The 11830-nt window shown below is 72.0% G+C and carries 10 protein-coding genes and 1 tRNA gene; 2 read left to right on the forward strand and 9 right to left on the reverse strand.

Annotated features, from left to right (window positions below):
- A partial coding sequence (locus ACYVOO_RS36760; RefSeq protein WP_461020080.1) for a WD40 repeat domain-containing protein occupies nt 1-3314 on the forward strand: 3314 nt, incomplete at its 5' end.
- Nucleotides 3315-3443: 129 nt separating this feature from the next.
- Here the strand turns inward: ACYVOO_RS36760 and ACYVOO_RS36765 are convergent.
- From ACYVOO_RS36765 to ACYVOO_RS36795, 7 genes are all read right to left on the reverse strand, one after another.
- Nucleotides 3444-3516 (reverse strand) — tRNA-Ala (locus ACYVOO_RS36765).
- Between the two features lie 89 nt (nt 3517-3605).
- Complete coding sequence (locus ACYVOO_RS36770) at nt 3606-4271, reverse strand: histidine phosphatase family protein (protein ID WP_461020081.1); 666 nt, start codon at nt 4269-4271, stop codon at nt 3606-3608.
- On the reverse strand, nt 4268-4756 hold the full coding sequence (rsfS, locus tag ACYVOO_RS36775; RefSeq protein ID WP_461020082.1) for a ribosome silencing factor: 489 nt from the start codon (nt 4754-4756) through the stop codon (nt 4268-4270). Before rsfS ends, ACYVOO_RS36770 begins: the two co-directional genes overlap by 4 nt.
- A 92-nt stretch (nt 4757-4848) precedes the next feature.
- The gene (locus ACYVOO_RS36780; protein ID WP_461020083.1) at nt 4849-6747 is read right to left on the reverse strand and encodes an LCP family protein; all 1899 of its coding nucleotides are present in this window, start codon (nt 6745-6747) and stop codon (nt 4849-4851) included.
- On the reverse strand, nt 6744-7370 hold the full coding sequence (nadD, locus tag ACYVOO_RS36785) for a nicotinate-nucleotide adenylyltransferase (protein WP_461020084.1): 627 nt from the start codon (nt 7368-7370) through the stop codon (nt 6744-6746). Before nadD ends, ACYVOO_RS36780 begins: the two co-directional genes overlap by 4 nt.
- A 50-nt stretch (nt 7371-7420) precedes the next feature.
- Nucleotides 7421-7594 carry a hypothetical protein gene (locus tag ACYVOO_RS36790; RefSeq protein WP_461020085.1) on the reverse strand — a complete coding sequence of 58 codons (174 nt, stop codon included), beginning with the start codon at nt 7592-7594 and terminating at the stop codon, nt 7421-7423.
- A gap of 189 nt (nt 7595-7783) precedes the next feature.
- Nucleotides 7784-8206, reverse strand: coding sequence for an effector-associated constant component EACC1 (locus ACYVOO_RS36795; protein ID WP_461020086.1), 423 nt, complete (start codon nt 8204-8206; stop codon nt 7784-7786).
- Nucleotides 8207-8465: 259 nt separating this feature from the next.
- On the opposite strand from ACYVOO_RS36795, the gene ACYVOO_RS36800 reads away from it, so the two are divergent.
- A complete protein-coding gene (locus tag ACYVOO_RS36800; RefSeq protein WP_461020087.1) occupies nt 8466-9593 on the forward strand; it encodes a M48 family metallopeptidase in 1128 nt (375 codons plus the stop codon).
- Between the two features lie 21 nt (nt 9594-9614).
- Here the strand turns inward: ACYVOO_RS36800 and ACYVOO_RS36805 are convergent, their stop codons facing one another.
- Entirely contained in the window at nt 9615-10754 is a 1140-nt protein-coding gene (locus ACYVOO_RS36805) for an SCO2583 family membrane protein (RefSeq protein ID WP_461020088.1), read from the reverse strand.
- 133 nt (nt 10755-10887) lie between these two features.
- Nucleotides 10888-11784 (reverse strand): SCO2584 family spore wall biosynthesis protein, encoded by an 897-nt coding sequence (locus tag ACYVOO_RS36810; protein WP_461020089.1) that lies wholly within the window; start codon nt 11782-11784, stop codon nt 10888-10890.
- Nucleotides 11785-11830 lie beyond the last annotated feature (46 nt).

Consider the following 11830-nt stretch of genomic DNA (forward strand, 5'->3'; position numbering starts at 1 on the left):
TGCGCCGCAGCCGTTTCACCGCCGTGGTGGGCGCTTCGGGCAGCGGGAAGTCCTCGCTGCTGCGTGCCGGGCTGGTGCCCGCCCTCCGGGACGACCCCGTAGCGGAGCGGCGTCCCTCGGTGGTGCGCATCCTGACTCCGGGAGAACGCCCCGCCACCGCGTTCGGGCATCTGCTGGCGCCTGTGAAGATGAACGACGGCACGGGCGACACGGTGGTGGTCGTGGATCAGTTCGAGGAGGCGTTCGCGCTGTGCCAGGACGCGGCCGAGCGCTCCGCGTTCTTCGGCGCGCTGCTGGCGGCCCGGAGTGCGGGGAGCCGGTTACGGGTCGTGGTCGCGGTGCGGGCCGACTTCTTCGGGCGGTGTGCGGAGCACCGTGGCCTGGCCGAGGCGCTGCGCGAGGCGAGCGTACTGGTGGGGCCGATGGGGCGGGAGGAGTTGCGGGAGGCGGTGGTCAAGCCGGCGCAGAGCGCGGGGCTGATCGTCGAGCGGGCGCTGACCGCGCGCATAGTGGACGAGGTGGCGGACGAGCCGGGCGGGCTGCCGCTGATGTCGCACGCGCTGCTGGAGACCTGGCGCCGCCGCTCGGGCAAGGCACTGACGGTGGCCGGGTACGAGGCGGCGGGCGGTCTGCACGGCGCCATCGCGCAGACAGCCGAGGAGCTGTACGCGCGGCTCGCCCCCGCGCAGGCCGTCGTGCTGCGGCGGCTGCTGCTGCGGCTGGTCACCCCCGGCAGCGGTGCGCCGGACACCCGGCGCCCGGCCGAGCGGGCGGAGCTGCTCCCCAGCGGGCACGGGGAAGCGGAGGCGGAGTCGGTGCTGGAGGCGCTGGTGCGGGCGCGGCTGGTCATCCTCGACGGCACCCGCGCCGATCTGGCGCACGAGGCGGTGCTCACCGCGTGGCCCCGGCTGCGGGAGTGGATCGAGGAGGACCGCGAGCGGCTGCGGGTGCACCGCAGGATGACGGAGGCGGCCGGTACCTGGCAGGAGCTGGGGCGCGACGCGGGTGCGCTGTACCGGGGCACGCAGTTGGCGCTGCTGCGCGAGTGGCTGGCCCGACCGAGCGCCCGGGAGGAACTGAACTCGCAGGAGCGTGCCTTCGCGGACGCCAGCATCGCCGCGCAGGACGCGGAGCAGAACCGGGCGCTGCGCACGGCACGCCGTCTGCGGGTGCTTGCCGCGGCGCTGGCCGGGCTGCTGGTGGCCGTCACCGCCATCGGCACAGTCGCCGTGCAGCAACGTGGCCAGGCGGAGGAGCAGCGCGCGGAGGCGGTGCGGGCCCAGCGGATCGCCCTGTCGCGCCAACTGGCGGCCCAGGCGCTGGGCATGGCCGATACCCGGCAGCACACGGCCATGCTGCTGAGCGTGGAGGCGTACCGTGCGGCGCCCACCCAGGAGGCCCGCAGCGCCGTGCTGTCGATGGACGCCCACAAGGACTACAGGACCAGGATCAGCGGTCATTCCGGTCCGGCCTACGACATGGTCTTCGGTCTCGACGGCCTCCTGGCCACCGTCGGCCGGGACGGCAAGCTGGCCCTGTGGGACACCGAAGACAAGAAGCGCGAGGCCGTGCTGGAGGGCGGTTCCCGGCTGCACACGGTGGACATCAGCCCGGACGGGCGCCGGGCGGCCACCGGCGGAAGCGACGGGAAGGCGGTGCTGTGGGATCTGGCAGCCCGCGAGCGGACGGGCTCGCTGCCCAGCGACGTGGGCCCTGTGCGCGGTGTCGCCTTCAGCCCCGACGGGCACAGCCTGGCGGTCGCCGGTACGGACGGCCGTATCGAGATCCATGACGTCCGCGGAAAGTCCCGGCCACAGAAGCTCACAGGACACTCCGGCACCGTCCAAACGGTCGCCTTCAGCCCGGACGGACGCACTCTCGCGAGTGCCGGAGCGGACGACACGGTGTGGCTGTGGAAGACGGAGACCGGCAAGCGGGAAGCCGCTCTCACCGGGCACGACGGCTCTGTCGGTCCCCTCGCCTTCGCCCCGGACGGGCGCACACTGGCCAGCGGGGGAACGGACAGCACGGTGCGGCTGTGGAACGTGCGCAAGCACCGCAGCCGGGCCACACTCACCGGTCACGAAGGGCGGATCAACGCGCTGGCCTTCGCCCCCGACGGGCGCACACTGGCCACCGTGGGAGCCGACGACTCCGTCATGCTGTGGGACGCGCGTCGGCACTACCGGCAGGCCGTCCTCACCGGACACACCGACGACCTCTACGCCCTCGCCTTCCAGCGCGACGGCAGGCAACTGGCCGCCGCGGGCGCGGACGGTTCCATCAGCCTGTGGGATCCCTCCCGCATCCCCCTGGCCGGACACACCGACGGGATGACTGACATCGACTTCAGCCCCGACGGGCGCACTCTGGCCACCTCGGGCAGGGACGGGGCCACCGTGCTGTGGAACCCCGCCGACCGCACCCGCCGGGCCGCTCTCGACAGCGGCGCCGCCCAAGGCGCCTTCGCGGCCTTCAGTCCCGACGGCACTACCCTGGCCACCGGCGGTGACACGGAGCAGCCAGGCAAGGACGGCCTCGCCCTCTGGGACACAACCTCCCGCCGCCCGAGCCGGACCGAGCGGATCGGGCACGGCGGCTCTTCGGACATTGCCTTCAGCCCGGACGGCCGCATTCTGGCCGTCGCCCGCGCCCAGGACAACACCATCGAACTACGCGATGCCCAGCGGCCCGAGAGGGCGACCACGCTTCCGGCCCCCAACACCTCCGAAGGCGTTTCCGGCATCGCCTTCTCACCGGACAGCCGCACCCTCGCCGTGGCACGGCGCAGCGGCACAACCTTGTGGGACACCACCGAGCGAGTGCGTCGGGCCACCCTGTCCAGCCCGGCCAAAGCGTCCCTGACGACGGCGGCGATCGCCTTCAGCCCCGACGGCCGTGTTCTGGCCGTCGCCAGCGCCCAGAACACGGTGACGCTGTGGGACGTGGCCGAGCGCAAGACCGTGGCCACCCTGAACGGCCATGGCGGCCCGGTCTACGACCTCGCCTTCAGCCCGGACGGCAAAACGCTGGCCACGGCGAACGCCGACACGACGGCGGTCCTGTGGGACGTGGAAAAGCGCGTGCCCCGGGCCTCGCTGACCGGCCACACCGGACCGATACGGGCCATCGCCTTCAGCCCCGACGGGAAGACCCTGGCCACCGGCAGCGACGACCGCACCGCGCTGCTGTGGACCACCGACCCCCGCCGCAAGGTACGGGAACTGTGCGCCACCACCAGAGGCGGTCTCTCCAAGGGGGATTGGGCCCGCTATCTTCCCGAAACCCCCTACCGCAAGACCTGCCCTCGCTGAGCTGAGCCTCCGCCCCCGCCCCCGCCTTCGGGGCGTTGAAGGACTCCCCCGAATGTCCCGGAAACCGCGAAGATCCCGTCCAGCCGACTCGACTGAACGGGATCCCGGAAACAACCTCGGTATGGAAAGTGGAGCTAAGGAGAATCGAACTCCTGACCTCTTGCATGCCATGCAAGCGCTCTACCAACTGAGCTATAGCCCCGCATTCCCGGCGTTTCGCGCCGTGGAACGAGATGAATCTTAACCAGTGACCAGGCCGGATGGGAAATCCGGGCCGGGGTCACCGGCCGCTCAGTCGTCGTCGCCGAGGACGGGCTCGGGGAGGGTGCCCGCGTTGTGCTCCATCAGGCGCCAGCCCCGCGCGCCCTCGCCCAGCACCGACCAGCAGCAGTTGGTGAGCCCGCCGAGCGCCTCCCAGGTGCCCGGCTCCAGGCCCAGCAGGCGGCCGATGGTGGTGCGAATGGTGCCGCCGTGGCTGGCCACGACCAGGGTGCCGCCGTCGGGCAGCTTGTCCGCGGCGCGCTCGACGACGGGCGCCGCGCGGTCGGCGACCTCCGTCTCCAGCTCGCCGCCGCCCCTGCGCACGGGCTCACCGCGCTTCCACGCCGCGTACTGATCGCCGAAGCGGGCGATGATCTCCTCGTGCGTGAGCCCCTGCCACGTGCCCGCGTAGGTCTCGCGCAGCGCCTCGTCGTGGGTGACGTCGAGACCGGTGAGGGCCGCCAGCTCCGCTGCGGTGGCGGCGGTGCGCTTCAGATCCGAGGCGATGATCGCGTCGGGGTTCATCGCCGCCAGCAGCCGCGCCGCGCGACGGGCCTGCCCGAGACCTTCCTCGGTCAGCTCGATGTCCGTCGAGCCCTGGAAGCGGCGCTCCAGGTTCCACGCCGTCTGGCCGTGCCGCCACAGGACGATCTTGCGGCCGCGGTTCACCGTCACCGGGCTGTCCAGCTCGCTCACCGGGCGTCCCCGGCGTCCCCGGCGCCGCCGCCCTCGGCGTACGAGCCGTCCGCGCCGTCCGCGCCGTCCACCGGGAGGCCGGAGTGCGCGGCGTGCTCGGCGCCCTTGCCACGGGTGGCCTTGGCGTCTTCGGGGAGCTCGATCTCGGGGCAGTCCTTCCACAGCCGCTCCAGGGCGTAGAAGACCCGCTCCTCGCTGTGCTGGACGTGGACGACGATGTCGACGAAGTCGAGCAGCACCCAGCGCCCGTCGCGCTCGCCCTCGCGGCGCACGGGCTTGGCGCCCAGCTCCTTGAGCAGGCGCTCCTCGATCTCGTCGACGATGCCCTTGACCTGCCGGTCGTTCGGCGCTGAGGCCAGCAGGAAGGCGTCGGTGAGGGCGAGGACGTCGCTCACGTCATAGGCGAGGACGTCGTGCGCGAGCTTGTCGGCCGCGGCCTGGGCGGCGGCGTTGATCAGCTCGATGGAACGGTCCGTAGCGGTCACAGGCAAGGCTTTCGGATCAGTGACAACGGCGGTCAGGTGTACGTATCAGAATCAAGGGTCTCACGCCTGACGCGACCGCCCTCACCGCTTCCTCACCCCTTGTAGTCCCGGCCCAGTACCACCGTCACATCCGCGTTCGCCGCGGCCTCGCCCTTGCGCACCGCGGAGCCCGGCAGGCCCAGGGTCTCGGCGATCTCCGTCGCCTTGGCCTTGTGTGCCGCGTCACCGTAGGTGACCAGCGAGCGGGACCTGGCGGCTCCGGCGGCGCCGCCGTCCACGACGGTGTAGCCGCTGTTGACCATGGCGGCCGAGGCCGCGTCGTCCTTGGTGGTGCTGCCGCTGGCGTTGGTGATCTTGACGCGGGGTGCCGCGTCCGGGTCCGAGTTCTTGACGGTGCCGCCCAGCACCCGCTTCACCAGGCCGTCGCTGGTCTGCGAGCTGAGGGTGCCGTTCGCCCTGACGGGGAGCACCTCGGTCTCGTACGCGCCGTTCTTCGCCTGCTCGGCCAGCTTGGCCAGCGACGTGCCCAGCTCGCCCTCGGAGAGGGACGGGTCGGGGATCTGACCCAGGGCCTCGACGGTCCGCGTCGCCGACTTCGGGTCGCTGGAGAGCTTGCGCAGCGTCGCCCGCATGACCTGCCCGAAGCGGCTGAGCTGCTTGGCCTCGGGCTCGCCGGGCGCGCGGTAGGTGGAGTAGGCGACGGCGGCGCGCCCGTCCAGATCCTGGTTCTCGCCGCGCTCGACCAGCGGCTTGTCGCTCTTGCGCTTGCCCGGCACGGCGGTGTCCGTGGTGAGGGCGACGCCGCCGACCTGCTCGACCAGGTTCTCCAGATACGGGGTGTCCAGCCGCCAGGTGCCCTTGATGTCGGCGCCGAGCAGCGTGCCCAGCGCCTCGCGGGTCGGCGCCGCGCCCTCGTCCTCGACGGACTTGCCGAGGGTGGTCGTGGTGCCGTCCTCGGTGGAGACGGCGAGGGTGTTGGGGAGCAGCACGGTGGTGCCGCGCTTGGCGTCGGCGTTGTCGACGAGGAGGGCCGTCGAGCTGCCGCTGTCGTCCGTGGAGCGCAGGTGGACGGCGATGACGTCGCGCTGCTGGCCCGCCGAGGTGCCTCCGCCGCCGCTTCCGCTGTCGAGACCGGGGAGCTTGCCCGCGTACCAGAGGTACCCGGCGCCGCCCACGACCGCGAGCACCACCACGACGATCAGGGCCGTGACGCGGTTGCGTCCGCGGCGCTTGGCCTCCTCGCGGCGCTCGGTGCGGCTCTCGCTGAACTTCAGCCAGTCGATGACGTCTTCGGACTCTTCGGCCTGCTCCTCGACGAAGGCGAACTGCTCCGTCCGGTACTCAGGACCGTCGTCCCCGCCCGTGCCCCGGCCCCCGGTACGCGAGGGCTGTCCCTGTGCCTCCGGCGTCTGCGGCTGCTCGGCGTACGGGTCCTGGGGCTGCGGCTGGGGCTGCTCGTACGGCGCGTCATAGGGGTCGCGCTGGCCCGGCAGCCGCGCGCCCGGTGCGCCCTGCTGGGGGGCGCCGTAGGGGTCGGCCTGGTAGCCCTCGCCCTGATAGCCCTCGCCGGGCAAGCGCTCCCGCTCCGGCGCGGGCGACTGCTGCGGCACCCAGTCCTGCTGCGGGTAGGTCTGCTGCTGCGCCTGCTGGGGCTGCTGCCCGTACGGGTCGTACGCGTACCCCTGCTGGCCGTACGGGTCAGGCGTGTACGCGCCGCCCTGCTCGTATGCCCCCTGCACGGGCGCCCCGTAACCGGAACCGTCGCCGACACCTGTGCCGGTGCCCGTGCCGCCTCCGTACGGATCCTGCGGCTGCGCCTGCTGGGGCTGCTGGGGCTGCTGGGGCTGCTGGGGCTGCGGCGGCGCGTAGCCCGGATACCCGTTCTCCGGCTCCTGCCGGTAGATCGGCTGCCCGTACTCGTCGTACCCGAGGATCTGCGGCTGCTCAGGCTGCTGCCGGCCGTACGGGTCGTATCCGTAGCGCTCACTCACGCCTGCGGTCCCCCCTCGCGGTACAGCTCCCGCTTGCTGATGTAGCGGACGACGCCGTCCGGGACCAGGTACCAGACCGGATCGCCGCGTTCCACGCGTGCCCGGCAGTCGGTCGAGGAGATGGCCAGCGCGGGCACCTCGATCAGCGAGACGCCGCCGTCCGGCAGGCCCGGGTCCGTCAGCGGGTGGCCCGGCCTGGTGACGCCGATGAAGTGGGCGAGCGCGAACAGTTCCTCGGCGTCACGCCAGCCCAGGATCTGTTCCAGCGCGTCCGCGCCGGTGATGAAGAAGAGATCGGTCTCCGGGTTGTCGGCCCGCAGATCGCGCAGTGTGTCGATCGTGTACGTCTTGCCGCCGCGGTCGATGTCGATGCGGCTCACCGAGAACTGCGGGTTCGACGCCGTCGCGATGACCGTCATCAGATAGCGGTCCTCGGCGGGCGAGACCCGCTTGTGGCTCTTCTGCCACGGTTGCCCGGTCGGCACGAAGACCACCTCGTCGAGATGGAACTGCGCGGCCACCTCGCTCGCGGCGACCAGGTGACCGTGGTGGATGGGATCGAAGGTCCCACCCATGACACCGAGCCGACGCTTGCCGGTTTCGGGCACTATGTGCTCTCCCATGCGTGCCGACCTTACCGATCGCCGTGACGGCGCGCGGCCGGGGCCGCGGCTCAGCGGTCCCGGTTGAAGCGGGTGGTGATCCAGAGGAGCAGCATCAGGGCCACGAAGGCGCCGCCGCCGGTGAGGTAGGGGCTGAGGCTCTCGTGCTCGCCGCTGTGCCCGCCGCCCTCCCCGCCGGAGGCGAGGGTGACGAGAGCGTCGTGCGCGTAGCTGGGAAGAGTCATCGTCGGCAGGACCTATCCACGTGGGTATCGGACAGTGAGCACAGTTGACCGTGCAGGCACATCGTAAGCGTGCGCACCGACACCGCTCACGCCGACTCAGCCATTGCCCTCCCACTCCCCGCCCCGCTCCCGGCTCACTTCCGGCCCGCTCCCGGCTCACCCCCACCTCGCTCCCGCCTCGCCCCCGCCTCACTCGCGGCTCGCTCCGGGCCTCGTCAGCCGTTCGGCGATGAGTGCTTCGAGCCGTCCGGTCTCCTCCGGCGCCACACCCTGCGCCCTCAGCTCGACGGATTCGTCACCCGCCGTGACCGTCACCGACTGGCTCCGGTCGGGTTGTGCGCGGAAGTGGCCGATGACGGCCCGTACGAGATAGGACGCGGCGGCGAGGGCGGCGCTCGGGGTGAGTTCGTCGTCGACGACGAACTCCACCAGCAGGTCGGACACGGGCCCCAGCGCGTCCGGCGCCCCCGGCCGCGGCACGGTGCGCACGCACTCCCAGGTCCCGCCCTGGTCGGCCAGCTCGGCGAGCCTGCGGCGCAGCACGTGCGTGGCGGAGTCGACCGCCTCCGGCGCGTTGCGTGAGTTGACGGCGAGTCTGACGTACGGCCTCACGGCTCCACCCCGCTGCTCCGCTGTCCCTGCCCCTACCCCCTGCCCCCGTCCCCCGTGGCGGCGTCCAGCATAGGGACGGCGCCCCTCGGCCACACCCCCGTCGCGGCGATCGGGCCGACGTTCCGGCCCGGCGGTCCGTCGAGGCACCCCGCGCTCAAGTCCCGCTCCCCACCCGCCCCTTGCCCGCTCCGGAGCAACCAGCGGACCGAATCGAACGTCTACGCTGAGACCGAGCCGACACGGGTGATGAGGGGAAGCCATGACCGACGACAGCAGCGGTGCCGAGCGGCTGCCCGGCCGCGAGCGACGCCGTTTCCCCGGGATATCTTCCCGGGCGTACGAACATCCCGCCGACCGCTCCGCGCTCGTCGCGCTGCGCAAGCTGACCGGCTTTGACACCGTCTTCAAGGCGCTGAGCGGGCTGCTGCCCGAGCGCAGCCTGCGGCTGCTCTTCCTCTCGGACTCCGTACGGGTCAGCGACGAGCAGTTCGCGCACCTCAACGCCATGCTGCGGGACGCCTGCTACATCCTGGACCTGGAGAAGGTCCCGCCGATGTACGTGAACCAGGACCCCAAGCCCAACGCCATGTGCATCGGCCTCGACGAGCCGATCATCGTGCTCACGACGGGCCTGGTGGAGCTGCTGGACGAGGAGGAGATGCGCGCGGTCATCGGCCACGAGGTCGGGCACGCGCTCTCGGGCCACGCGGTCTACCGCACGATCCTGCTCTTCCTCACCAACCTCGCCCTCAAGGTCGCGTGGATCCCGCTCGGCAACGTCGCGATCATGGCGATCGTCACGGCGCTGCGCGAGTGGTTCCGCAAGTCCGAGCTGTCGGCGGACCGCGCCGGGCTGCTGGTGGGCCAGGATCTGCGGGCCTCGATGCGCGGGCTGATGAAGCTGGCGGGCGGCAACCACCTGCACGAGATGAACGTGGACTCGTTCCTCGCGCAGGCCGAGGAGTACGAGGCGGGCGGCGATCTGCGCGACTCCGTGCTCAAGATCCTGAACGTGCTGCCGCGCAGCCACCCCTTCACCACGGTGCGGGCCGCCGAGCTGAAGAAGTGGGCCGGGAGCCGCGACTACCAGCGGATCATGGACGGGCACTACGACAAGCGCGAGGACGACAAGGACACCTCCGTCACCGACTCCTTCCGCCAGTCCGCGAGCCACTACACGGAGTCCGTGAAGAACAGCAAGGACCCCCTCATGGGCCTCGTCCGCGACATCGCGGGCGGCGCGGGCGACCTGGGCGGCAGGCTCCGCGACACGTTCACCGGCGGCTCCCGAGGGGGCGGCGGAACCGGTGGCAGCGGCAGCGGCAGCGGCGGCGACGGTTCCGCGAACGGCTCGTCTAACGGCACCGACGAGCCGCCACGCCCGTAAACGGCGCGGGGCCCGCCCCGGCTACTTGGTGGGGTTCGCCGGGCTCGGCTGGGCGCTCGTCGCCAGCACCCCGCACATCGACGCGGTCGACCGGCCCCGTGCGTAGGGGTCGGTCCCCGCGGGGCCGTCGTCCTTGGCCAGCTCGCCCGCCAGCAGCGGGCTCAGCGTGTCCGAGGGGTCGGCCGAGCAGGGCAGCGGCCCGGCCCGCATGGCCACCTGCTGGACGCTGAGCTGCTGGTCGCGCAGGTCCTCGCGATCGAAGTGGAAGCGCACCTCACGCCGCACGGTGAACAGCGAGGCACCGTCCGACGCCTTGTCGCCCTTGCCCGCGTCCGCCGGGCGCAGGGCGTAGACGAAGGCGTGGTCGGCGGTGACCTCCAGCGCGTTGGGGCCCGACTCGCGGATGGTGAGGGTGCCGTTCACCCGTACGTGTGGATCGGCGAGGGCGACCTTCGCCGGGTCGAAGCGGATCATCCAGCCGGTGGCCTCGTGCCGCCCGTCGCTGCGCGGGTTCTCCAGGCTCTGGTCGAACTGCTCGTGCTGCCCGGGGTCGAGCATGATCCGCGTGGAGCGGACGGCGCCGCCGGTCAGCACGTCAGGGTCCAGCGAACTCTCGACCACGTACTCCTTGGCGAGCGTCAGCGCCGCGAGCACCTGGCTCTCCGAGAAGTGCGCGCTGCGCCGTACGGGTGGCAGGACCACCCCGTCGGCTCCCGTACGGAACTGGGCCGCCGGGCTGTGCTCGTACAGATCGGCGGGCTTGGCGCCCGGCACCTTCTCGCGCGGGGCCAGCGGCAGCAGCGTGATCCGCATCGGTTCGGTGGGGGGCGCGGCGGGCGTCTGGTACGGGTTCCTGATGCCCATGTAGATGGCCGTGCCGAAGGCCAGGACGATCAGCAGGACCAGCACGATGCCCTGCTTGGAGGCCCCGATGCCGGACTTCTCCGACGGCGGGGACTCCGCCTCCCCCGCCGGGCGGCTGCGCACGGCGGCGTGCTCCTCGTCCTCCATGCGCTCCCGCGCGGAGAACTCCTGGAGCCGCGCAGCTTTGATGAAGGTCTCGTCAAAGACGACGGAACGGTACTCGTCGCGGAACTCGTCGTCGCCTCCCGGTACGCCGCCCTCGGGTGTGCCCTCGGGAGGATCTCCTCGCCCGGTCATAAGAACAGGGTAGGTCCGGCCGGGCGATGGTAAACGCCCCGGTGCGAGACAACTTCGTTGATTCTTCGACACTCGGACGTCCAGGTAAACGCCCTGCTCATGGCGCGGGCACGCCGGAGGACGGGGCTGAACGTCAACGTGGTTCGGCCGAGGCCGCCGGGGCGCCGGTCTCGGTACCGAGGTGCCCGTGCCCTTCGGTGCCCGGCTCCGTCTCTAACTCCGCCTTCGGGGCCACGCCGCCCTCGCCGCTCCCGTCACCCTCGCCGCTCCCGTCGCCGTCCGCGCCGGTCTCGGGGTCCTCGCCCGTGGAGGTGCCGACGCCGGTCGTCGCGGGCGGCGGGGCCGGGTCCTGGCGCTGCTGGGCGTTGCCGCGGTAGACGGCGCTGAAGGCGAGGGCGACCATGCCTATCCCCATGATCACGGCGAGCACCCAGGCGACAGGGCGCTGCCAGCGCGCGTGCCCTCGGTACGGGCGCGGTGACCTGCCGGGCGCCCCGGCCGCCCCGTATGCGTAGCCGTAGTCGGAGCCGTGCTCGAAGGCCGGGTCGGGGTGGGGGCCGTAGTCGTGCGCGTACGGGGCGTAGCGCCCGGTGAAGCGGCCGTGGCGGCCGAACTGGCCGTAGTGCCCGTGGTGGCCGTACCGGCCCTCGGGGTCGTCGCCGTCGTCCTCCGGATCGTCGCCGAAATCGGCGTAGTCCGCGTACTCCGCGTAGTCCGAGCGGTCGAAGCGGCCCTCTTCGTCGTCGAGATCCTCTTCGTCCGGCTCCTCGTCGGCCTCGGCGCCGGGCTCACGCTTCGCGCCGCGACGGCCATAGCCGTAGCCGTCCTCGAAGCCGCGCGGTGGCTCGTTCTCGGTGTGCGACTGCGCGGCCGCCAATATCCGTTCGGCCGCAGTGGGTTCGTGGACCTCGGCGGCCCGCACGAAGTCCTCGTCGAACACCACGGAGGCGAACTCCTCGTCCGCGTCCCCATGGTGGAACTCGGGCTCCTCACCGTCCTGGAACGGCTGGCCCCCCACGTCGTCCGGCACGCTGCCCAGCGTAGACCTATGCGGTCAATTTGGGCAGGGACAACCG

This window comes from Streptomyces daliensis (assembly GCF_054782395.1).